Raw genomic sequence first — 21,960 nt, 5'->3', positions numbered from 1 at the left:
GCGTTTTGTTTTGCCGCCGGCGAACTTCACCCGTAACGCCGGGTCCCCGGTGCCGGCATTTCCGGTGCCTTTCCGCCCACCTTGAATTCCGACGACGGCGTCCTGTTCGGTCAACTCGACTGGCTGGGAAGATCGATACGGGACTCCACACCGAAGCAGCCAAAGGCCTAGCAGGTAAGGGGCCGCGAGCAATTAGGCCAGTAGACCTGTTCAGTTCCGAGTGAACAGGGAGAACCCGCCTCGACCATGTCCGCGATCGAGACGGGTTCTCACATGACGCTTGAAGGTTATGCGGCAGAGATATCTGCGCCGGTGAGGAGTGTGACGAGTTCACGTCCTGTAGTCTCGCTGGCTCTTCTGCTGGCGATGGCGCGTCCCTGGCGCATGACCCAGATGACGTCCGCGAGGCCCATGACCTCCTCGAAGTTGTGACTAATGAGGATGACTGTGATGCCTTGCTCACGGAGTTGCCTGATGAGTCGGTGAACCTCTGCGCTTTCGTTTGGGCCGAGAGCCGCGGTCGGTTCGTCGAAGATCACGGTCTTCGCTCCCCATGCGACAGCCCGGCAGATAGCTACGGCTTGGCGCTGTCCGCCGGACATGCCTCCTAGCTCCTGCGTGAGGGAGAGGGTTGTGTTGCCGATACGGGCCAGCATTTCCTTCGCCCCGGTCTTCATCTTTTTATGGCTGAGGAGTCGGAAAGGCCAAATTCCGGTGCGGATCTCGCGCGAGAGGTAGAGGTTCTGCATGACATTGAGGGTGTCAATGACCGCGAGGTCCTGGTAGACCGTTTCGATACCGAGATCGCGTGATGCCTGCGGAGACGAAATGTCAACTGCGACACCGTCGACGAGGATTTGGCCGGTGGTGGGTTGGTGGATGCCCGAGAGGCATTTGATGAGTGTGCTCTTGCCTGCACCATTGTCTCCGATGATGGCGGAGACCTGTCCTGTAGGTACCTGTATGGAGACTCCGCGAAGGGCGTGGACTCCGCCGAAGTACTTCTGAACGTCAATGAGTTCGATCATGTTCTCAGCCATGAGTTGATTCCGATGCTTTCAAGTCGGGAGCGGTTAGACGCCCCGAGGTTCGTGTGAGGTACTCCAGCTCCGGGCGGTCTGTACCGACCAGGTAGGAGGATGATTTAACGCAAACGAGCCGCCCTGCCGTGTCTGCGTATATCAGAGCTTCAGCGAAGGTACGGCCGGAGGCGAGGCCGGCAACAAAAGCGCCTAAAAAGGTATCTCCGGCCCCGATGGTATTAACTACTTTCGCGGGCGTTCCGTGGATTCGTCCGGTGCCGCCTACGCCGTCTATGTAAGCCGCCCCTTCCGATCCCAGAGTGAGCACGGCTGCGAGGGACCCGGCGTCCCGCAGCGCTTGCAGAAGTTGGTCTGAATCGTTCTCACCCGTTTGGCCGAGGACGAGCTGGGCTTCCTCGCGGTTCAGGACAACGACATCCGCGAGTGGCAGAAGTTCCATCGCCCCATCCTGAACGGGTGAGAGGTTCAACACCACCGTGGCGCCGAGAGCCCGGAACCGCAGGGCGGCGTGACGCACCGTCGGGAGGGGAACTTCGAGGTTGAGCACGGCATAGTCCGGAGCAGTGTTCTTCTCGAGGAAACGATCGACGTCCCCGGCGGCGAAGTTATGATTTGCTCCCGGGATGACGACAGTGTCGTACTCCCCAGCCGCACTTACCCTTACGTGTCCGATGCCGGTCCCAGCCTCCGGATCGAAAATCAGGGAGTTGACGCCGATTCCGGCAGTAGCGACGGTTCGGGCGATGAAAGCCCCGAAGTCATCCTCCCCCACTCTGCCAAGAAGCTGCACGGGGGTAAGGGCGGCGATAGTCATGGCCGTGTTGAGGCTTTTGCCTCCCGCGGACATTTGGAAGCCCCTCCCGTCGGCGTACCTGGTCGTGTCCTGGGCATCGCCCAGGTACGCGACTAGATCCACGTTGATGGATCCGGCTACACAGATACGGTTGTGTTCCATTTGCCCCCCATGACTGTCTCCCAGAGAATGGGAGCGGAATCCAAGGCGCGACCTGTCGGCAGGTTCGGATGGTTCCTGACGAGGAGGCGTGCCATCTCGATAATGGCACCCATGCGCACGATATTCATGCCGCACTCCTCTACGGGGTTCTCACGAACGGGGTCGGTATCGAAGTAGTATGTGCCGGCGTAACCCTCGCGGATCAGGTAGTACGCCAGCTCGATCGTCTCGGCGAGGTGGATACTTCCCACCATGAGCCCGTCGTCGGCAACTCCATGGGAATCGTTGAGCTGCAGCCCGAAGAGCTTCCCTGCCTGCAGGCACATCGCCGCCGACTGCGCCGGGTTTTCCCGTGCCATCAGTAGGTGTCCGAAGTCCAGGGTCACGCCAACGTTCGCCCGGTTGGTGTCGCTGATTAGGTTCATGACGGCGCCGGTTGTGTTGAGGATGGTCCGCCCTCGCGGGTCGGCCGGTTTGTACTCTATGGAAACTCGGATCGCCGGATTGTGGTCAGCAACAGCCTGGAGGCCTTGAACCATCCAGACCCAGGACTTTGTATAGTCCATTTGTAGGGGGTATTCATAGCCGTCATGTGCAGGCCAGAGCAAAACGTGGTCGGCTCCGAAGGATGCGCAGAGATCGATGGCCTCGGTGACCATCTGGACGGCTTCTGCGCGGATCTCGGCGTCCGCGTTCGTGAAAGCGCCGTTCGAGAAGCGCGGTGAAGGCCAGCGGAGCTGGAGTGCGGGTACATCCAGTCCGGCCTTTTCAATTGCTTCTTTGATGTCCTCCAAGGAGTCGTGCTTGAAATGCTCGGGGTAGTTCAGCTCGAGGGAGGTCAGGCCTGGAACGGTACCGGCCAGAGCGATGAGCTCCAGGATCGGTTCGTTGCCTGTGGGCAGCTTCTTGCCTTTGCCCAGAGCGAAGGAGTTCACGCGGGTGGAGTACTTGACGGAGGACATTAGCGCTTCGCTTTCGTTCGTGATGCAGCGCGGTCGACGAGGACCGCGAGGAGGATGATAAGGCCGGTGATGAGGAGCTGGAAGAACGGGTTGACATTTAGCAGCGTGAGTCCGGTCCGGATGGACCCGAGGAGCAGCGCCCCGAGGACCGTTCCGACGATTGAGGCACGCCCGCCCATGAGACTGGTGCCACCGACGACAACGGCGGCTATGACCGTGAGCTCGTAGCCGGTGCCGGAGATGGGCTCGGCGGCGCCGATACGGCTAATCAAAAGGACCGATGCAAGGCCTGCGAGTCCGCCGGCTATGACGAAAGCGGAGACTTTCGTGCGTTTAACCGCGATGCCGCTTTTCAATGAGGCGTCGGCATTGGTGCCAACGGCCTTAAGGTGAACACCGAGCTTGGAACGGTTGAGGATTAGATAGCAGATTACCGTCACGGCCACGAGCAGGATGATTGGGTTGGGGATGCTCCCAGTCGTTCCGCTGAGGATGTTCCGAAACCCTTGGTCAAGGCCAAAGATTGGCAACCCATCCGTATAGAGGAACGCCAGTCCGCGATACACGTTGAGGGTTGCCAGGGTAACCACGAAGGACTCGAGGGAGAACACGGCCGAGAGGCTGCCGTTGATGAAGCCGAGCACGGCACCGAGGATGATGCCGGCGATGATCGTCGGGAAGGCGCCCCACATGTCGAGGTTCGCGGCACAGATGACGCTGACCAAGCCCACGATGGAACCGACCGAGAGATCAATGCCGCCGGTGACGATCACGAGAGTCATGCCGAGCGCGATAATCGCAATGATGGCTGACTGGACGCCCATCTCTAGAAGGTTGGAAATGCTCAGGAAGGACGGCACGAGCGCCGTGAAGACGGCGAAGGTGACGATCAGGGCGAAGATGACGCCGAGGATGCGGTTGTTAGCAAAGTCGGGGATCCGGGAGGCACGCTTTGTGAGGGCCGATGCGCCGCGGCTGGCCTGCACTGCTGGCGCCGGTTCTTTGATGGGGAGTGTCATGCTAAGGAACTTTCTCCTGGTTGGCAGGGCCTGCGGAGGGCAGGTCAGTCGAGCGCGGGGGGAGCATCGTCGACGTTCTCGGAGGTGATGAGCGCTTGAGGCGTGTATACAGCGCGGGGGACGTCCTGTCCGCCGAGAATGCGCAGGGCGACATTCACGGACACCTGACCGGTAAGGTAAGGGTAGGAATCGACCGTCGCGGTGAGGTCGCCGGCGCGAATGGCGTCATAGGCGGCCTCGACGCCGTCTGTGCCGATGACCATGATCTCGCCCTTCTTGCCGGCAGCGTTGACGGCCTCGGCTACTCCAAGGGCCATGCCGTCGTTGTTGGCGTAGATGGCTGTAATGTCTGGGTACTGACTGATGATGGTGGTGGCGGCGTCGCGTGCCTTTGCGATGTCCCAGTCCCCGGGGATGCTGGCGACCACTTCGAGACCACCCTCCTCGGCAGTCGTAGTGAAACCTTCGGTGCGCTGTTTGGCGGCGTAGACGCCGGCTTGGCCTTCGATAACTGCGACCTGCGCGCCCTCGTCCGCGGATTCGAGGACGAATTCTGCAGCATTGACGCCGTTCTGTCGCTGGTTAGGCCCCACCCACTGCTTAGCCCCGGGCAGCACAGCGTCGTTGACGTTCACGACGAGGAGATCCTGTTGCTCTGCTTTTTCTACGGCTGGGCAGAGGTTGGTGTCCGTCTGGGGGGAAACGAGCATCGTGTACTTCTTCTGCAGCATGGTCTCCGCGGAGTTCAACTGTCCGACTTGGTCCGACTCCGTCGCTGCAGCCTGAACCTCTACGTCGACCCCGTACTGCTCCGCGGCGGCCGTTTGCCCCTCGGACAGGGCAACCCAGTACTGGTTGCCGAGGAATTTCATGATGGAACCGATCTGGGTTCCATCGGGCGCTTCAGGCACAGCTCCGAGGGTGCTCTCCAGCTCGGTGTATTCGATGCTGTCCTCGGCATCATCGGTGCTGAAAGGCTCACCATCCACAGAGCAGGATGTTCCTTCGGCTGCTCCTGCACTGGAGCCCCCTCCAGATGAAGTGGGAGCGGCCTCCCCGCAACCGGACAGGACAAATGAGAATGCAAGGATCGACAAGGCCCCGGCGATCTTCGGTCCAGGTGATGCTGTCTTCGTTGACTTCATTTTCTCTCCCTGGGACGGGTTGGTCAGCCGAAAAATTCCTTCCGGAACCTCCATGCTGAAGTTAATGTGGTGCTCGGAGTCTATGAGTCTGCGGGGACGAAAAAAGGGCTGAACGGCAATCTCCTGTAACGATTAGTCACGCCTGAATATGCATTCAAAGGAGGTTCTCGGGAGTGATGGATAGGGTGGTCTCGCCACCACTCGGCCACCGCGTCAAACGTCGTTATAGGGCCAACTGACCGAGCATAATCAAGCTTGGATATATATTCAGTGAACAAGCAGGCCCTCCGGAAGGAATCCATGCATGACACCCCCAATCGACCCAGTATCGCTCTCGATGGCAAGCCCGGATCAGCTACGGTTACTCACGAAGATCGCCGTTCTGTACCACGAGGAGAGGCTGGCTCAGGCGGACATCTCGAGTCGGTTGAACCTATCCCAAGCCAGGGTGTCGCGCTGTCTAAAGCTCGCTGCGGATCTTGGAATCGTTCGCACCTCGGTGGTGCAACCGCCAGGCATCTACGTCGGCTTGGAGAAGGCTCTGGAGGAAAAATACGGGTTGCGGGAAGTCGTCGTCGCGGACATGGTGAACGACGCCTCCCTGGGGATGCGTTTGGGGTCCTGCGCGGCGACCTACTTGGAAACGACCATCGAAGTCGACGACGTCGTCGGCATCTCCAGCTGGAGCACGACGCTGCTGCAAACGGTGGAGGCGATGCGGTCCCGGCCCCGCAAGGTCCTCAGCCAAGTGATTCAGATGATCGGAGGGGTGGGTAGCCCACAGGCGCAGATTCAGGCAACCCGATTGGTGTCACATCTTGCGGAACTGACTTCCGCAAAACCGTTCTATATGGCCGCGCCTGGTCTGGTCGCAAACCACGAGATCCGTCAGGCGTTCCTTGCTGATCCCGCTGTCGCGAGCACCGCGGAAGCCTGGAACCGAGTCAACACATCGCTGGTCGGGATCGGCACGTTCCCCGCTTCACCCCTGTGGCAGGCAAGCGGTAACGCCTTGACCCCCCACGAGGAGAAAGCGCTCTTGGATTCCGGTGCGGTCGGAGAGATCTGTCTGCGTTACTTCGATATCGACGGAGCACCGATGAACTCAGCAATCGAAGAACGAATGGTTTCCATCAACTCCGAGGCAATGCTTCGCATACCCCGCCGGATTGGAGTAGCCGGCGGGATGCGGAAGCTTGATGCCATCCGAGGAGCGATCAGTGGCGGCTGGGTCAACGTCCTCATCACGGATTCCGAGGTAGCCCGCCAACTCCTCGAGCCCCCGCGCCTCACCTGAACGGGCATTTTCGTTGGGTCAGGTAACGGGCTTGTTGCGGTAACGACCCACCAGCTCCGGTGCTGCTGCCTGCAGGCGTACCGGAGCGAGACCTCGTGCCATGAGGGTGAGGTCATCGACCACCATCTGCCCGATCGATTCAAAGGCCTGGGTGATTCCGCCTGCACGATGTGGGGAAAGGATCGTGTTTTTGAGACTCCTGAATGGGGTGTCTTCGGGCACTGGTTCCACAGGCCATACGTCGATAGCCGCAAGTAACCGGCCCGCGGCGAGCCGCTCGAGAAGCGCATCGTAATCTACCACCGCGGCCCGGCTTACTAGGATCAGCCGCGCACCCTGGGGTAGCAGGTCAAGGGCAGGACCATCGAGGAGGTGAGTACTGTCCTCGGTCGCGGTCGCGAAGACATAGACGAACTGGCTAGAGGACAGGGTTTCCTCCAAAGTGGAAGCGATCCCACCCGTGTCTTCGATAACCGCGCTCGGTAGCCAGGGATCGTAAATGCGAACGGTGTTGTGGAAGGGCTGCAGCAGGCGGTGCAGGCTTCGTCCTAGGTTCCCGTACCCGAGGATCCCCACGGTCGCTCGGTGCAGGAGAACCGCGCCGGTGTTCGACTCACTTACGTACTTCTCGCAACCCGCGCGCATCGCGCCGTCCTGTTGACTGATTCCCCGGGCAAGGTCGATGGCGAGTCCTAGGGAGTACTCGGCCACTGCCTGGGAGTATGCAGATCCGCATCCGAGCACTCGGATGCCTCGGGAGAAAGCGGCGGCGTAGTCCACGTTGGGGAAAAAGTTTCCTTCCACATTGATGAGGGCCTTCAATTGGCTCGCCCTGGACAGCCGCTCTGCGCCGAGGTCGGGTTGTCCAATGATCGCGAAAGCCTCCGGTAGATGCTCATCGAAGGCTCTTTCATCGGCGGCATCTTCCAAATCGATGACGGTAAACATGTTGTTGAGCGCGTTCAAAGCTGCAGGAGTGAAGATCCTGTCGCGCTTTTGGGGTGCTGGCCGAAGCAGCACCACGGGCTTTGTGGGAGGGGTGGTCATCGTGGTCCTCGATCTGTGCGGGTTGACGTGGTTTACAGGTAAGTTTTGAGATCCGCCTCTAGTGCAGCCCGCAGGTTATGTGAATGCCGCACGCCCACAGTGAAAGCTCCCAGTTCCTTGCCCAGCGCCAAGTAGGAATCGCTGTCTTCCAGAACGACGCACGGAGGCGCGCAGAACCCCCGGAAGAGAGCTTCCTTGTCGCTACCCGGAGTCCTTCGTGCCACCTGCACGAAGCATCCAAGGTTCCAGGCATCGAGCAGAGCTGATATCAGATCGGGGTCCCCATTGGAAACGACCACCTGATGCGAAGCAACGGACGCCAGCGCCGGCATCAGGGTCGCAGCCAGCCAGGATGGTTGAAGGCCATCCAGAGCGAGATGTGCGACAACCTTCCCCCGCTCCCGATGCAGCCCAGATATTTCATCCAATGACGCCGGGAAACCGTCAGCAATAAGTTTCTCCCAGATCCACTGCTCTGTATGCCCGACCAAGGCATCGAAAAAGTTTGGCTCGTAGGAGTATCCCCGCCTATAGGCCAGCTCTCTGTAGCTGACCTCGTGCAACGGCTCAGTATGGCCTACCACGCCATCGAAGTCCCAGATGACCCGTGCTCCCGTTGCCTCCTGCACTAGCCGCCGCGTTAGGAACAGCGGATTAGTCTCGTCGTCGGGCATGCTCACCTTCCGGATTTGAGGATCACAAGTTCACCAAGGTCCCTGTTGGAATGTCTCGAGTGACCAGTAGCGCAAGCATAGAATAAGAAATTCAATTGGGCGATTCTGTTTCCGGAGGCTCGAGCGGAACGACTGGAAGGGCCGAGGAATATCACTGACTGCAGATCGCCGGACCTGTCAGGTACTACTGACTTGCGCCGAGCCCGACTCGCCAGCGGCCGCCATGGTGAAAGCCGAGGTGAAAGAACAGCGCTGACACATGCCAGAGTCATCGTTTATCCTCTCACTCCGGGGCCCATTCTCAAGATCGAACCTCGCTGTTAGTCGACGCTGCCTCTCGGGGTTGCCCGGGAAAGCAAGTCAAGCAGATTTCATTGCCATCCGCTCGAAAGGCAACGTATAAAAGGTACGAGCACAGAAATTGCGGGGATCGGGCAGTGGATTCCATGAAAGCTTTACCCCCTGGCTCGTGCCTAGAGTCAGTTTGACGGACCGGTGACCCCTCGACTGTTGTAGAACCGGCTAACACACCATGTACTCAAGGAGTACATGGTGTGTTAGCGGCGACGACAGGAACCGTCACGACTTTCGAGCCCTAATGTCCCCCGTTAGTTTATTGCCGAAGTAAAGGGTCATTCCTACTACCCCACTCCCAGGCTAGGACGCAGGATAACTAGCTTGCGTAAGCCACCGGATGACTCAATTCCGCGGCTCAGACCCATATGAGCAGAGACGGAAACCCTTTTTGCATTGCCCAAATTCAACCGTGCCGCCGCACGTCGTTGGTTTACCTGCTTTATAAGATGGTTCCTTCCGAGATACCCCGCAGTTCCTCTTATCGGGTAGGAAAATATGACCCATTCGATAGCCGAACCAGCGAGTATTCTCATCGGTACCCGAGTCATCAACGATTGTTTGATCCGTATGGAAACAGGCTTTCGCTTCTCGAACGCTTCTCGAACGCTTCTCGAACGCTTCTCGAACGCTTCTGAAGAATCCTAGAGCCGGTGGACCGGCAGGAGCGTGCCGCAGCCCGAAACGGCACTGTTGAGGACAGGACCGCCGCAAAAAGCGGGCACCGGGGCCATGCGCGGCACGAGGGTTATCCGCGTTTCGTTTTGCTTCCGGCGAACTTCACCCGTAACGCCGGGTCCCCGGGTACCGGCTTTTCCGGCGCCTTGCCGCCCGCTGCGCCGCCGCCTACTGGGCCGCCGCCCGCTGCGCCGCCTGCGTCGGTGGCGGCGGGAGCCCTGTCGGCCGACGCCGCGGTATCGTCCGGAGCCGGTTCGTCTCCCGCAACGGCGACTGCCAGCACCCCCAGCCCCGCGTGTGCGGCCAGGACGGCAGGCAGCGGGCAGATGAGAATTTCCACCTCCGGCGCCGCAGCACCGATGACGCCGGCCAGCCGTTCGGCTTCCGTGGCGTTGCCGAAATGGTGCACCGCGGCGCGGACCTTGCCGGTCCGTCCAGCAATGTCCTGCTGGACGAGCTCGGCCAGCCGGGCCAGCGCCTTGGGCGCGGTCCGGACGCGTTCCAGCGGAAGCACTTTACCGTCGCGTACTACCAGGATCGGCTTTACGGCCAGCAGGGTGCCCAGCCAGCCCGACGCTGCACCGATCCGCCCGCCCCGGCGCAGCTGGTCCAGGCTGGGGACATAGAAGAGGATGGTGGACTCGGCCGCTGCCACCCGGGCGCAGGCCGCCACCCCGGCGGCGGAGGCACCGGCCCGGGCGCTCTCCGTCGCGGCCGCCACGGCGAATCCTAGGCCCATGGCCGCCGTCGCGCTGTCGATGACCTCCACGGGGATGTCGGCCGAACGGGCGGCCAGCCGTGCCGAATCCACGGTCCCGGACAGCTGCCCGGAGAGATGGATCGACACCACGGCGGTGCAGCCCGCCGCGGCAAGCTCGCGGTAGGCCGCTTCGAACTGTCCCGGGGCAGGCCGGGAGGTCCGCACTTCGTGGCCCTGTGCCATGGCCAGGGCAAGGGCCGGAATCAGATCCGCGGATCCTTCGCCGTAGATCTGGTCCCCGATCATCACGGGCATCGGAACCACCCGGACGAAATCGCCCGCGTGGGCCGCTTCCGTCCATCCGTCGGGCAGGGCGGAGGCCGAATCGGTCACCACTCCCACGGACGGGCCGGGGACGGCAGCGGGAAACCGCTGCCGTCCCTTGGCCCGCGAAGCGAGCCGTTCCAGCCAGTCCATGTCCCCGCGGCCTAGGCCGGGACGATGTTGACGAGCTTCGGCGCCCGGACAATGACCGTCCGGATGCCGCGTCCATCGAGGAACCGCTGCACGGCGTCGGACGCCAGCGCGGCTTCGCGCAGGTCCTCTTCGCTGATGTCGGCGGCAACTTCCAGGCGGTCACGGACCTTGCCCTGCACCTGGACAACGGCGGTGACGGTGTCCTGCACCAGCAGCGTCTTGTCCACTGCGGGCCAGCCGGCGTTCACTACCGAGGCGTCGCGGCCCAGCAGGTTCCAGAGGTCCTCGGCCGTGTAGGGCGCGAAGAGGCTCAGCATGACGGCGACGGCTTCCGCGGCCTCGCGCACTGCCGGATCGGCAGCACCCGCACCGGAGTCGATGGCCTTGCGGGTCGCGTTGACCAGCTCCATCAGCTTGGCGACCACCACGTTGAACTTGTTGTTCTCCAGCAGTTCAGTGGCATCGGCGACGGTCCGGTGCGTGAGGGCACGCAGCTTCCGGTCCCCCGTCGAGTAATCCACGCCCGGTTCGCTGGTGATGTCCTGTCCCAGGCGCCAGGCGCGGGCCAGGAACTTCGCGGAGCCCGACGGCGAGACGTCCGCCCAGTCGACGTCGTCTTCCGGCGGGGACGCGAAGATCATGGTCAGGCGGACAGCGTCCACGCCGTACTTGTCCAGCTGCTGGCCCAGGTCGACGCCGTTGCCCAGGGACTTGGACATGGCCTTGCCCCCGTTGAGGACCTGGCCCTGGTTCAGCAGCGAACCGAACGGCTCGCTGGCTTCCAGCAGGCCCATGTCATGGACCACCTTGGTGAAGAACCGTGCATAGAGCAGGTGCAGGATGGCGTGTTCGACGCCGCCCACGTACTGCCCGACCGGCATCCAGTTCTTTGCCGCTTCCGGATCGAACGGACCGTCGGTGAAGTGCGGGGATACGAAGCGCATGAAGTACCAGGACGAATCCACGAAGGTGTCCATGGTGTCGGTATCGCGCCGAGCGGGACCGTCACACTTCGGGCAGGCCACATTGACCCATTCCTCGGCGGAGGCCAGCGGGGAGGTGCCCTTCGGAGCCAGTGCTTCGCCGCGCAGCCCGGTGGGCAGCGTGACGGGCAGCTGGTCATCGGGGACCGGAACCTCGCCGCAGTTTTCGCAGTGGATGATGGGGATGGGCGTGCCCCAGAAACGCTGCCGGGACAGCAGCCAGTCACGCAGGCGGAAGTTCACGAACTTCTCGCCGGTGCCCTGCTCCTCGAGCATCCGGACGGCGGCGGGAATGGCTTCGGCCTTGGGCAGGCCGTCCAGGGCGCCCGAGTTGATCAGGGTGCCTTCGCCGGTGGTGGCCACGCCGCTGACGGCGGGATCCTCTTCACCGGTGTCCAGCACCGCCTTGACGGGCAGGTCAAAGGTCTTGGCGAAGTCCAGGTCACGCTGGTCGTGCGCCGGCACGGCCATTATGGCGCCGGTGCCGTAGTCCGCCAGCACGTAGTCGGCGGCCCAGACGGGCAGCTTCTCACCGTTCAGCGGGTTCACGGCGTAGCGGCCGGTGAAGACGCCGGTCTTGACGCGTTCGGTGGACTGCCGCTCGATGTCCGAGAGTGCCTTCACCGATTCGCGGTAGTCCAGCAGGGCGTTCCGGTTCTCGTCCGTCACCAGGTCCAGTGCCAGCGGGGCGTCCGCGGCGACAACGAAGAAGGTGGCGCCGGCCAGGGTGTCCGGGCGGGTGGTGAAGACGGTGACCTGCTCGGCGGGCTTGCCGCCGTCGGCCTCGATATTGAACCGGACGTGCGCGCCCTCGGAGCGGCCGATCCAGTTCTTCTGCATGGCCAGGACACGCTCGGGCCAGTGGCCCTTGAGCTGTTCCATGTCATCGAGCAGGCGGTCGGCGTACTCGGTGATCTTGAAGTACCACTGGTTCAGCGATTTCTTGGTGACCTGGGTGCCGCAGCGTTCGCAGGCACCGTTGACTACCTGTTCGTTGGCCAGCACGGTCTGGTCCTTGGGGCACCAGTTGACCGGGGAGTTCTTCCGGTAGGCCAGGCCGCGCTCGTAGAACCGGGTGAACAGCCACTGGGTCCAGCGGTAGTACTCGGGGTCCGAGGTGTGGATCCGGCGGGACCAGTCAACGCTGATGGCGTAGCGCTTGAAGGACTCCGCCTGCGTCTCGATGTTGCGGTAGGTCCAGTCGCTGGGGTGCGCGTTGTTCTTGATGGCCGCGTTCTCCGCGGGCAGGCCGAACGAGTCCCAGCCGATCGGGTGCAGCACGTCATACCCGCGCTGGCGCCAGTAACGGGCGACGACGTCGCCCATCGCGAACGCTTCGGCGTGGCCCATGTGCAGGTCGCCGGAGGGGTACGGGAACATGTCCAGTACGTAGCGTCGTTCGCGCGAGCCGTCGTCGGCAGGGGTGAAAACGCCGAGGTCATCCCAGACCTTCGGCCATTTCTGCTCGATGGCCGCGAAACTGTAGACGGCCTCTTCCTGCTGATCAGTCTGTGACTGCGTGCTCACTATGCTTCGCCTCTGTCCTCAAAGAAAATCGATCCGCGCTGCGGGCCGGCGGTAAATCCGGCCCTAAGATTTTGGGTCCTCCCCAGACACACAAAAGCCCCTCGACAAGCAAGGGGCGGCCGCGCACGGACGGTGCGCGGCTAGCTAAGGAGGAGTACTGCGATCATTTCTCCACTTTACAACAGCACACCGCCGCCGTGGCCAGTGCGTCCGGGTGAGCCGCGGGCGGTTTGGAGCCGGACGTATCTTTTGGCCCCTCCCGTGCGTCTACCCGGTAACGCAACGGTGGAAATGCCATTGTTGACGCAAATGCCGCCGCGCGGCCTCACGGGATGGAGCCAGGAGTGTCAGTGACAACAGAGAAACCGGAACCGGTAAACGTACATGCCGGTGAACTTCGACAGGCCCGGCGGAACTTCCTCGTCGCCCTCGAGCCTGTACGTCCGGCCGTTTACCGTTATTGCCGCCGGCTGACCGGGACCGTCTGGGATGCCGAGGATCTGCTGCAGGAAACCCTGGTCAAGGGCCTGGCCGAGGCCTCGCAGCGGCACGAACCGATCCGGAATGTCCAGGCCTGGCTGATCCGCATCGCCACGAACACCTGGTTGGACTCCCTGCGCCGCAGCGGCCGGATTTCGGTACAGGACTTCAGCGAACCGGGCGCGGACCTGCCCGACGGCGACGCCGCGGATCCCCTGACATCGCTGGCGGTGGAGTCCGCGCTGGGGCACGTACTGCTGGTCCTGCCCCCGCGGGAGCGGGTCTGCGTGGTCCTTAAGGATGTGTTCTCCTACTCTCTGGCCGAGATCGCGGAAATGCTGGACACCACCACCGGAGCGGTGAAGTCCGCGCTTCACCGCGGCCGGGGCACGCTGGCAGCGGCACAGGCGGGCCTATCTGTTTCCGACGACGACGACTCGGCGGCGGGCTCCGGAACCAATGCGACGCCGCCGGCCGGGCACCCCGAACTGCTCCGCCGCCTGGCCGACGCCTTCAACTCCTACGATATTGACGCCATGGTCAGCCTGTTCCTGACCGGCGGACGCACGGAGGTGATCGGCAACGTCAGCGAAACCGGGCACGAGGAGATCCGCACCGGATCCATGACGCACACCTTCGGACCCGACGCAGCGGAGCTGTACCGGGCCAGCGTGCACAGCTATGACGGTGAGGACGTGATCCTCCTGTGGGAGCGACCCAAGGATTCACCGGACACGCCCGAGGTTGTGGCGGACGTGGTACGCCTCAGCTGCGCCCACGGAGAGCCGCTGATTGCCGAACTCCGGCTGTACTTCTTCTGCCCGGAAGTCCTCGCCGAGGTAGCCGGCGGGCTGGGACTTCCCTTCAAGACGAACGGCGTTTCCTACTTCTGACGTATGTCCCGGGCAGCGTTCCTCGCGGCACGGAACGCGAGGAACGCTTCCCGGCTCGTGCGCGTGGGGGTAAAACCGAACTCCTGCTTGAGCGCGGTGTTGTCCAGCACGGGCCGGTAGCGCAGGAACCTCACCTGCTCCGGCCCGTGGACGGTCAGCCGCAGCCGGTGTCCCAGCCGGAGCGCGGCTGCCAGGACCGGCGCGGGAACCGTCACGGTCCTCTTGCCCATCAATCCCGCTATCTCCCGGACAGTCAGGGCGCCGTCTCCGGCGACGTTGAAAATGCCGCTGCGTCCCGTGACGACGGCCTGCACCATGATCCCGGCGACATCCTCGTCCCAGATGAACACAAACGGGGATTCGCTGCCGGCGACGCGCAGCAGCCGCGGCGCGTCGAAAAGCGCGGTGATCTGGTTGCGGACCCGCTCGCCCAGGATGGTCCCGATCCGGAAGATGGTCTGCTGCAGTTCGGGATGTTCGGCACGGACCCGGGCCAGCTCCTCTTCGACCAGCCGTTTGTGCAGGGAGTAGGCAAACTCGTCATTGCCCCGCAGCGCATCGGATTCAGTGAGCCACTCCGGGTTGTCCCGGTGATAGCCGTAGGCGGCCCCCGAGGAGGAAATGACCACGTGCTTCACGCCCGAGGAAATGCAGGCCGCGAGTACGTTGCGCGAGCCCACCACGTCCACCGAGAACTCCTGCTCCCGCGTGGTGTTCTTCCCCGGATTCACAATGGCGGCGAGATGGACCACGGTGTCGATCCGGTGGGCCTGCAGCAGCCGTGCGACGTCCGGGGAACATACATCCGCGAGGGCGTACTCGACCCCCGCCAGCCGGCGTTCCTCTGCGGGTTCCCGGATGTCGAGGCTGAGGACATGCGAAATCTCCGGATGGTCGGCTAATCCCGCGACCACCGCACTGCCCAGGAAGCCGTTGCCTCCGGTCACGCAGACCCGTGTCATCGTCCTGTCCCCCGATTCCCCGCCGGTCCTGCTGATCCTGTCGACCCTGCCGCGGCCGCCGTACCGCGCCGCGCATCCCGCCGCCGCCACCAGGCAGCCAGCAGCAGTCCGGCCAGGATGTCCCAGATGCCCCACCAGGCGGCAACCATGGCCATGCCGCCCAGCCCGGCGAAGAAGGTCAGCGTCAGACCCAGGCCGAGTCCGGTGTTGCGGGCGCCTACTTCGAAGGTAAAGGCCCGCCGGCTCGGCTCGTCCAGCCGCACCGCCGCTGCGGTCCAGTACCCCACGGCCAGCGCCACCGCGTCATGCAGCAGCACCACCAGGAAAATCGTGCCCAGATGCTCCCGCAGGGGGCCGAGGTTGCTGGCGGTGCCGGCCACGATGAACACCAGCAACGCCACCAGGCCGATCCGCTGCACCCAGGGGCGAACAATGTCGATCACCGCAGGGAAGCGCCGGGCCAGCGGCATGCCAACGGCGAAGGGCACGCCGATGATCAGCAGGACTTGGACCAGCATGTCCCACCGGTCCAGGGAGAAGTTCCGCATCAACCCTGCCGTCGCGGGATTCAGCCGCGCCCACAGGGCCACGTTCAGCGGCATCACGGCAATCGCCACCAGATTGGAGACGGCGGTCATGGAAGCAGACAGGGCAACATTGCCGTGCGCCCGGTGGGTCAGCACGTTGGAGATGCCGCCGGGCGGACAGCAGGCCACGAGGATCATGCCCAGGGCAATGGATGCCGGCACCCGAAGCACCAGTGCCAGGCCGACCGTCACGGCGGGCAGCACCAGGTACTGGGCGCAGATCCCCAGCAGCACCGCCTTCGGGCTGCGCGCCACCGCACGGAAGTCCGCCGGACGCACCTCGAGGGCGATACCCAGAATGATGAACGCCAGCACCGCATTCAGGAGCATCAGCGAGGCGGGAGTGAAGCTCAGGACAACGTCGTCAATGGGCATCAGGGACGCACCTCGCTACGCGCTGCGGTCCCGGCGGTAGCCAGCCGGTCCAGGTGTGCTTCCAGTTCGGCACGGTACGCGTCCTTGTTCACGTAGTAGCTCATCCGGTCCAGGCCCAGATAACGGTAGCCGCCTGTCACATCCGGGGACTCCCCGGCCAGCAGCTGCCGGAACTCCCCTGCTGCGGCCGGTGCCTGCTGCTGGGCCGCCAGGTAGGCCGCTGCCAGCTCCGCCTGCCGGAACCGGCCTTCCCAGCCGAGGCCGGAGGCTTCCACCATGCCGATGACCAGCAGGTTTTCCGCCTGGCGGCTGAAGATGTTCAGGTACAACGACGGCGACGGGCCGTCCCAGCCAAGCAGCGACGGGTCCAGGAAGGGATAGTCCAGCACGTAGCCCGTGGCGAGCAGGATCAGGTCATAGTCCCCCGAGGTCCCGTCCCGGAAGTGCACGGTCTGCCCGTCCAGCCGGGCGATGTCGCCCTTGACCCGCAGGTCCCCGTGCCCCAGATGGTGCAGGATCAGCGAGTTCACCACCGGATGGGACTCATAGATGCGGTAGTTAGGCTTCGGGAAACCGAAGCGATGCGGATCTCCGGTGAACATCCGCAGCAGGCGGGTGTCGAAGAACTGCTTCAGCGGCCGCGGCATTGGCTTGCCCTGGTTCAGGGTGTCGGTGGGCCGGCCGAAAATGTACTTGGGAATGAAGTAGTAGCCCCGCCGGACGCTGATGTCGACGGCGGCGGCGTGGTGCACGGCGTCCACCGCAATATCGCAGCCGCTGTTGCCGGCGCCCACGATCAGGACCCGCTTCCCCGCCAGCTCCCGGGGGTCCTTGTAGGAGGCGGAATGGCGGATCTCGCCGCTGAACTCTCCGGGCAGCGTGGGAATGGCGGGGGTATGCAACGTGCCGGATGCCACGATGACGGCACTGAACCTGCCGCTGTGCGCTCCGTCGACATCCTCCCAGGACACCGTCCACACGCCGTCGTCGGACCGCACCGCGGCGGTAACCGCCGCACCGAACCGGATGGAGGTCCGGAGGCCGAAGTGGTCGGCGTAGGAGCGGAAATAGGCCTGCAGATGGCGGTGCCCGGGATAGTCCGGGGTGTCCTCCGGCATGGGGAATTCGGTGAATTCCGTGGTGGATTTCGAGGAAATGAGATGGGCCGACTGGTAGACCGTGCTGGCCGGATTCCCGATGTTCCAGAGTCCCCCGACCTCCGTGTGCTGTTCAAAGCCGACAAAGTCCAGCCCCTGCCTGGACAACGCCCGCATGGCGGCAAGGCCGCTGGGTCCGGCGCCGATGACGGCGACCGGCAGTTCCGATCGTACAAAGTTTGCTGCGGGAGACACTTCCACCTGCTTCTGTGACCTGCATCACCGTCGATGCTGCCCGAACGCTACCGAAGGGTGGAGGTGCCCGTCAAACCGGCCATTCCGCGCGAAGAGATGCGAAAGGCCCCGGCAGTCTTACTGCCGGGGCCTTCCACTACTGCTCTTGGATCGAATTACTGAACGTCGTCGTCAACCCAGTCGAAGGTCTTGGTGACGGCCTTCTTCCAGAGGCGCATCTGGCGCGCACGTTCGGTTTCTTCCATCTGCGGGACCCAGCGCTTGCCTTCAGCCCAGTTCTGCTCGAGCTCGTCGGTGTCGTTCCAGAATCCGACGGCCAGGCCTGCGGCGTATGCGGCGCCCAGTGCCGTGGTCTCGATGACCTTGGGGCGGACGACGTCGACGCCGAGGATGTCTGCCTGGAACTGCATGAGGGCGTCATTGGCGACCATGCCGCCGTCCACGCGCAGTTCCGTCAGCGGGACACCGGAGTCGGCGTTCACGGCATCGAGCACTTCCCGGGTCTGGAAGGCGGTGGCTTCCAGTGCGGCCCGGGCAATGTGGTTCTTGTTCACGTAGCGGGTCAGGCCGACCATCGCACCGCGCGCATCTGCACGCCAGTACGGTGCGAAGAGTCCGGAGAATGCGGGCACGATGTACACGCCGCCGTTGTCGTCCACCTTGCGGGCGAGCTCTTCGATCTCCGGGGCGCTGTTGATGATGCCCAGGTTGTCGCGGAGCCACTGGACCAGGGATCCGGTGACGGCGATGGAGCCTTCAAGCGCGTAGACCGGCTTGGCGTCGCCCAGCTGGTAGGCCACCGTGGTGATGAGGCCGTTCTCGGAACGGACAATCTCCTCGCCCGTGTTGAAGATCAGGAAGCAGCCGGTGCCGTAGGTGTTCTTGGCATTGCCCTTTTCGAAGGCCGCCTGGCCGAACGTGGCAGCCTGCTGGTCACCGAGGATGCCTGCCACCGGGGTTTCGCGCAGCAGCTGCGAACCGGCAACCATGCCGTACACCTCGGAGGAGGACTTGATTTCCGGAAGCATGGACTTCGGAATGCCGAATTCCTTGAGGATCTCCTCATCCCAGGTGAGTGTCTCAAGGTTCATGAACAGGGTGCGCGAAGCGTTGGTGACATCAGTGATGTGCACGCCGCCGTCCGTCCCGCCGGTCAGGTTCCAGACAATCCAGGAGTCCGTGTTGCCGAACATGAGGTCCCCCGCCTCTGCCCGTTCACGTGCCCCCTCTACGTTGTCCAGGATCCACTTGATCTTCGTTCCGGAGAAGTACGTCGCCAGCGGCAGGCCAACGGTGTCCTTGAAGCGGTCCAGACCGCCGTTTGCGGCCAGCTCGTTGACGATGGGCTGCGTGCGGGTGTCCTGCCAGACAATGGCGTTGTAGACAGGTTCGCCGGTCCTGCGGTCCCAGACCACTGCGGTTTCACGCTGGTTCGTAATTCCGACCGCGGCAATGTCGTGCCGGGTCAGGTTGGCCTTGGACAGTGCGCTGCCCACAACCTCGCGGACGTTCGTCCAGATCTCCATCGGGTCGTGCTCCACCCACCCGGCGTGCGGGAAGATCTGCTCGTGTTCCTTCTGCCCGGTGGAAACGATGTGTCCGTCGTGGCCGAAGACGATTGCACGGCTGCTGGTGGTGCCCTGGTCGATGGCGATGATGTACCTGGGATTGTCAGGCATTATTTCTGCTCCTTGCGGTGGGGGTCTTTAGGGGGTGGCGCACCGGATGGCGGCCGTGCGCTTATTCCAGAATCGGGAGGGGAAGCTGGGCGCCCAGGAGTCCGCCCAGGGCACCGCCGATCAGCGGGCCGACAACCGGCACCCAGGCGTAGGCCCAGTCGCTGCTTCCCTTGCCCGGGATGGGCAGCAGGGCGTGCACGATGCGCGGGCCGAGGTCACGGGCAGGGTTGATGGCGTAGCCGGTGGGTCCGCCGAGGGATGCGCCGATGCCGAGCACCAGCAGCGCCACGGCCAGGGGGCCAAGCTCGTCCGGGGTACCGGCGAAGGCGATGATGATGAAGACCAGGACGAAGGTGCCCACAACCTCGGTGACAACGTTCCAGCCGTAGGACCGGATGGCAGGACCGGTGGAGAAGACGCCCAGGATGTTGGCTGCGTCAGGCTCGTCATCGAACTGCTTCTTGTAGGCGAGCCATGCCACGAACGCACCTATGATGGCACCGACCATCTGTCCGGCGAAGTAGACCATGGCGGCGCTGAAGGACACTTCAACGCCGGGCGCGAATTCGTCCGCGCCGCTGGCCCACAGGCCCACGGTCACGGCGGGGTTGATGTGCGCACCGGAGAGAGCGGCTGCGTATACGCCGGCAAACACACCGATGGCCCACCCCCAGTTGACCATCAGGAAGCCGCCGCCGGCCCCCTTCGTCTTTGCCAGGGCGACGTTGGCCACGACACCGCAGCCAAGAATAATGAGGATGGCCGTTCCGGCCAGCTCACTAATGAAAACTTCTCCCAGAGTCACCATCGACTCCTCCGATCATTCGTATCCATCCGCGACCCGATTGGGAGGGCGGACTGTTGGTTTCTATGCAATCAATCTTTTGCAAGAAGCGCCATTACCTTAGCTGACCTGTTTGGCGCCACGCCAATCTTCATATGGAGAAACAGGTAGTCAGGGCACGATTCGGCACCGCGCCCGCGCCTCGGTAAAGTCGTCCTATGCAGCCTGCACCCCGAATTCCGCTCAATAACGGCGTCCTGATGGACCAGGTCGGCTTCGGCACGTACAAGATTCCCGCCGACAACGCCGCCCGGCTGTGCCTGGACGCGCTCGAGGCGGGTTACCGGCACATCGACACGGCCGCCCTGTACGGCAACGAAGCCGGTGTGGGCGAGGCCGTACGGTCCTTCACCGGCAGGAACGACGCCGCGCGGAGCGACATCTTCGTCACCTCCAAGGTCTGGAACACCGACCAGGGCTACGACCCAACCCTGCGGGCCTTCGATGCGTCCCTGTCCCGACTGGGCCTGGAGTATCTGGATCTGTACCTGATCCACTGGCCCTGCCCGCAGCGGGGACAGTTCATCGACACTTACCGGGCGCTGGAACAGCTCTACGCCGAGGGCCGGGTCCGCGCCATCGGCGTCTCCAACTTCCAGCCTTCCCATCTGGAGCAGCTGCTGGACGCGACCGGGATTGTTCCGGCGGTCAACCAGATTGAGCTGCACCCGTGGCTGGCGCAGGAGGAACTGCGGCAGCTGCACCAGCAGCTGGGGATCCGCACGGCCGCGTGGAGCCCCCTGGGCCGCGGGGCGGTACTGGCGGACCCGGCCGTCGAGCGGATCGCCGCCGAGCTGGGCCGCACTCCGGCGCAGGTGATCCTGCGCTGGCACCTGGACCTGGGCAACATCGTCATCCCCAAGGCCAGCAGCCCCGAACGGATTGCCGACAACCTGGACCTCTACTCCTTTGAGTTGACCGACGAGCACCGGACCGCTTTGAACCGGCTGGACCGAGGGCACCGCTCCGGTTCGCATCCCGACGAGGTGAACTGAATGTCCGGGACTGCGGCGCACCGGCCGCTGACGCCGTCGGGCACCCCGGAGCCGTTCTCGCGCAAGGCCGCGGTGCGGTCCTTTACGGTGGACGGTGCCGTGCAGGTCTGCCGCGATTTCCCGCCGGTGACCGACGGCGACGCCGGCCTCCCACCGATCTTTATGGTCCACGGTTTCCGCGGCGACCACCACGGACTGCTGCGGATTGTCGAAGCGCTCCCCCGCCACCGGATCCTGGTGCCGGATCTTCCCGGCTTCGGGTCCGGTGGCGCGCTTCCGGGCCGGCACGACGTCCCCGCCTACACCGGATTTGTCCGCGAGGCGTTGGCCGCACTGGGCCTGGGGCCGGACACCGTCCTGCTCGGCCATTCCTTTGGTTCCATCATTGCCTCCCACCTGGCGGCTCAGTCCCCGGAGCTGATCAGTGAACTGGTGCTGGTCAACCCGATCTGCGAGCCTGCGCTTGAAGGACCCAAGGGAATCACCAGCAAGGCCGCCGAGCTCTACTACCGGCTGGCGGCCGGCCTGCCGGAGAAACCCGGCATGGCGCTGCTGCGCAGCCCGGTGATTGTCCGCGGCATGAGCATGCTGATGGCCAAGACGAAGGATCCCGGCCTGCGTCGCTGGATCCATGCCCAGCACGATGCGTACTTCAGCGCGTTCGCCGACCGCCGGGTGGTCCTGGACGCCTTCCGGGCCTCCATTTCAGCCACGGTGCGCGACGTCGCCGCGCAGCTGACCATGCCGGTGCTGCTGATCGCGGCGGAACAGGACGACATCGGGTCGGTCCGGGGGCAGCGTCTGCTGGCGGAACTGATTCCCGATGCGGAACTGCACATCCTGCCCGGCGTCGGGCATCTGGTGCACTACGAAAAACCGGCCGAAGCAGCTTCGGAGATCGAGGATTTCCTGGCCCGGAGGCATCCATGAGG

The 21,960-nt window shown here is 63.6% G+C and carries 18 protein-coding genes; 4 read left to right on the top strand and 14 right to left on the bottom strand.

Annotated features, from left to right (window positions below):
• Window positions 1-287: 287 nt before the first annotated feature.
• Genes NNX37_RS08375 through NNX37_RS08355 form a run of 5 tightly spaced genes read right to left on the bottom strand, consistent with a single transcriptional unit; the run spans window position 288 to window position 4,968 of the window.
• Complete coding sequence (locus NNX37_RS08375) at window positions 288-1,040, bottom strand: ATP-binding cassette domain-containing protein (protein ID WP_255791951.1); 753 nt, start codon at window positions 1,038-1,040, stop codon at window positions 288-290.
• A complete protein-coding gene (locus NNX37_RS08370) occupies window positions 1,033-1,998 on the bottom strand; it encodes a PfkB family carbohydrate kinase (protein ID WP_255791950.1) in 966 nt (321 codons plus the stop codon). Before NNX37_RS08370 ends, NNX37_RS08375 begins: the two co-directional genes overlap by 8 nt.
• Window positions 1,974-2,960 (bottom strand): sugar phosphate isomerase/epimerase family protein, encoded by a 987-nt coding sequence (locus NNX37_RS08365; RefSeq protein WP_255791949.1) that lies wholly within the window; start codon window positions 2,958-2,960, stop codon window positions 1,974-1,976. Before NNX37_RS08365 ends, NNX37_RS08370 begins: the two co-directional genes overlap by 25 nt.
• Window positions 2,960-3,979 (bottom strand): ABC transporter permease, encoded by a 1,020-nt coding sequence (locus NNX37_RS08360; RefSeq protein WP_255791948.1) that lies wholly within the window; start codon window positions 3,977-3,979, stop codon window positions 2,960-2,962. The genes NNX37_RS08365 and NNX37_RS08360 overlap by 1 nt, the downstream gene beginning before the upstream one ends.
• Before the next feature lie 44 nt (window positions 3,980-4,023).
• The gene (locus NNX37_RS08355; protein ID WP_255791947.1) at window positions 4,024-4,968 is read right to left on the bottom strand and encodes a sugar ABC transporter substrate-binding protein; all 945 of its coding nucleotides are present in this window, start codon (window positions 4,966-4,968) and stop codon (window positions 4,024-4,026) included.
• Window positions 4,969-5,428: 460 nt separating this feature from the next.
• Here NNX37_RS08355 and NNX37_RS08350 point away from each other — a divergent pair, with 460 nt between their 5' ends.
• The gene (locus NNX37_RS08350) at window positions 5,429-6,421 is read left to right on the top strand and encodes a sugar-binding transcriptional regulator (protein ID WP_255791946.1); all 993 of its coding nucleotides are present in this window, start codon (window positions 5,429-5,431) and stop codon (window positions 6,419-6,421) included.
• Window positions 6,422-6,439: 18 nt separating this feature from the next.
• Here the strand turns inward: NNX37_RS08350 and NNX37_RS08345 are convergent, their stop codons facing one another.
• The 4 genes from NNX37_RS08345 to leuS form a co-directional block, all read right to left on the bottom strand.
• Window positions 6,440-7,468, bottom strand: coding sequence for an NAD(P)-dependent oxidoreductase (locus NNX37_RS08345; protein ID WP_255791945.1), 1,029 nt, complete (start codon window positions 7,466-7,468; stop codon window positions 6,440-6,442).
• A 32-nt stretch (window positions 7,469-7,500) separates the two neighbouring features.
• Complete coding sequence (locus NNX37_RS08340) at window positions 7,501-8,142, bottom strand: HAD family hydrolase (RefSeq protein WP_255791943.1); 642 nt, start codon at window positions 8,140-8,142, stop codon at window positions 7,501-7,503.
• 1,102 nt (window positions 8,143-9,244) lie between these two features.
• Window positions 9,245-10,351, bottom strand: a complete 1,107-nt coding sequence (locus NNX37_RS08335) for a DegV family protein (RefSeq protein WP_255791942.1) — start codon at window positions 10,349-10,351, stop codon at window positions 9,245-9,247.
• Window positions 10,352-10,362: 11 nt separating this feature from the next.
• Window positions 10,363-12,864, bottom strand: coding sequence for a leucine--tRNA ligase (gene leuS, locus NNX37_RS08330; RefSeq protein ID WP_407079948.1), 2,502 nt, complete (start codon window positions 12,862-12,864; stop codon window positions 10,363-10,365).
• A gap of 347 nt (window positions 12,865-13,211) precedes the next feature.
• On the opposite strand from leuS, the gene NNX37_RS08325 reads away from it, so the two are divergent.
• Window positions 13,212-14,234, top strand: coding sequence for a sigma-70 family RNA polymerase sigma factor (locus tag NNX37_RS08325; RefSeq protein WP_255791940.1), 1,023 nt, complete (start codon window positions 13,212-13,214; stop codon window positions 14,232-14,234).
• Here the strand turns inward: NNX37_RS08325 and NNX37_RS08320 are convergent.
• The 5 genes from NNX37_RS08320 to NNX37_RS08300 all read right to left on the bottom strand — a co-directional run bounded on the left by NNX37_RS08320 (window position 14,225) and on the right by NNX37_RS08300 (window position 19,994).
• Window positions 14,225-15,196 (bottom strand): SDR family oxidoreductase, encoded by a 972-nt coding sequence (locus tag NNX37_RS08320; RefSeq protein ID WP_255791939.1) that lies wholly within the window; start codon window positions 15,194-15,196, stop codon window positions 14,225-14,227. The genes NNX37_RS08325 and NNX37_RS08320 overlap by 10 nt on opposite strands.
• The gene (locus NNX37_RS08315; RefSeq protein WP_255791938.1) at window positions 15,193-16,158 is read right to left on the bottom strand and encodes a bile acid:sodium symporter family protein; all 966 of its coding nucleotides are present in this window, start codon (window positions 16,156-16,158) and stop codon (window positions 15,193-15,195) included. Before NNX37_RS08315 ends, NNX37_RS08320 begins: the two co-directional genes overlap by 4 nt.
• Window positions 16,158-17,510: a flavin-containing monooxygenase gene (locus NNX37_RS08310; RefSeq protein WP_255791937.1), complete on the bottom strand. Its 1,353-nt coding sequence runs from the start codon at window positions 17,508-17,510 to the stop codon at window positions 16,158-16,160. Before NNX37_RS08310 ends, NNX37_RS08315 begins: the two co-directional genes overlap by 1 nt.
• 155 nt (window positions 17,511-17,665) lie before the next feature.
• On the bottom strand, window positions 17,666-19,189 hold the full coding sequence (gene glpK, locus NNX37_RS08305; RefSeq protein WP_255791935.1) for a glycerol kinase GlpK: 1,524 nt from the start codon (window positions 19,187-19,189) through the stop codon (window positions 17,666-17,668).
• A 61-nt stretch (window positions 19,190-19,250) separates the two neighbouring features.
• On the bottom strand, window positions 19,251-19,994 hold the full coding sequence (locus tag NNX37_RS08300; RefSeq protein ID WP_255791933.1) for an MIP/aquaporin family protein: 744 nt from the start codon (window positions 19,992-19,994) through the stop codon (window positions 19,251-19,253).
• Window positions 19,995-20,191: 197 nt separating this feature from the next.
• Between NNX37_RS08300 and NNX37_RS08295 the strand changes: the two genes are divergently transcribed.
• Window positions 20,192-21,028, top strand: coding sequence for an aldo/keto reductase (locus NNX37_RS08295; protein WP_255791931.1), 837 nt, complete (start codon window positions 20,192-20,194; stop codon window positions 21,026-21,028).
• Window positions 21,029-21,958 (top strand): alpha/beta fold hydrolase, encoded by a 930-nt coding sequence (locus NNX37_RS08290; RefSeq protein WP_255791929.1) that lies wholly within the window; start codon window positions 21,029-21,031, stop codon window positions 21,956-21,958. It begins immediately after the preceding gene.
• Window positions 21,959-21,960: the final 2 nt, after the last annotated feature.

Origin of the sequence: Arthrobacter zhaoxinii (assembly GCF_024385505.1) — a bacterium.
In the GTDB taxonomy this organism is placed as follows: domain Bacteria; phylum Actinomycetota; class Actinomycetes; order Actinomycetales; family Micrococcaceae; genus Arthrobacter_B; species Arthrobacter_B zhaoxinii.
The sequence above is the reverse complement of the archived record's forward strand: the minus strand, read 5'-3'. Positions and strand labels throughout refer to the sequence as shown.

Coding starts and splice junctions, on each gene's coding strand:
- NNX37_RS08315 (WP_255791938.1), bottom strand. CDS start 16,158: ATGCCCATTGACGACGTTGTCCTGAGCTTCACTCCCGCCTCGCTGATG.
- NNX37_RS08340 (WP_255791943.1), bottom strand. CDS start 8,142: ATGCCCGACGACGAGACTAATCCGCTGTTCCTAACGCGGCGGCTAGTG.
- glpK (WP_255791935.1), bottom strand. CDS start 19,189: ATGCCTGACAATCCCAGGTACATCATCGCCATCGACCAGGGCACCACC.
- NNX37_RS08370 (WP_255791950.1), bottom strand. CDS start 1,998: ATGGAACACAACCGTATCTGTGTAGCCGGATCCATCAACGTGGATCTA.
- NNX37_RS08335 (WP_255791942.1), bottom strand. CDS start 10,351: ATGGACTGGCTGGAACGGCTCGCTTCGCGGGCCAAGGGACGGCAGCGG.
- NNX37_RS08360 (WP_255791948.1), bottom strand. CDS start 3,979: ATGACACTCCCCATCAAAGAACCGGCGCCAGCAGTGCAGGCCAGCCGC.
- NNX37_RS08320 (WP_255791939.1), bottom strand. CDS start 15,196: ATGACACGGGTCTGCGTGACCGGAGGCAACGGCTTCCTGGGCAGTGCG.
- NNX37_RS08350 (WP_255791946.1), top strand. CDS start 5,429: ATGACACCCCCAATCGACCCAGTATCGCTCTCGATGGCAAGCCCGGAT.
- NNX37_RS08365 (WP_255791949.1), bottom strand. CDS start 2,960: ATGTCCTCCGTCAAGTACTCCACCCGCGTGAACTCCTTCGCTCTGGGC.
- NNX37_RS08290 (WP_255791929.1), top strand. CDS start 21,029: ATGTCCGGGACTGCGGCGCACCGGCCGCTGACGCCGTCGGGCACCCCG.
- NNX37_RS08375 (WP_255791951.1), bottom strand. CDS start 1,040: ATGGCTGAGAACATGATCGAACTCATTGACGTTCAGAAGTACTTCGGC.
- NNX37_RS08295 (WP_255791931.1), top strand. CDS start 20,192: ATGCAGCCTGCACCCCGAATTCCGCTCAATAACGGCGTCCTGATGGAC.
- NNX37_RS08345 (WP_255791945.1), bottom strand. CDS start 7,468: ATGACCACCCCTCCCACAAAGCCCGTGGTGCTGCTTCGGCCAGCACCC.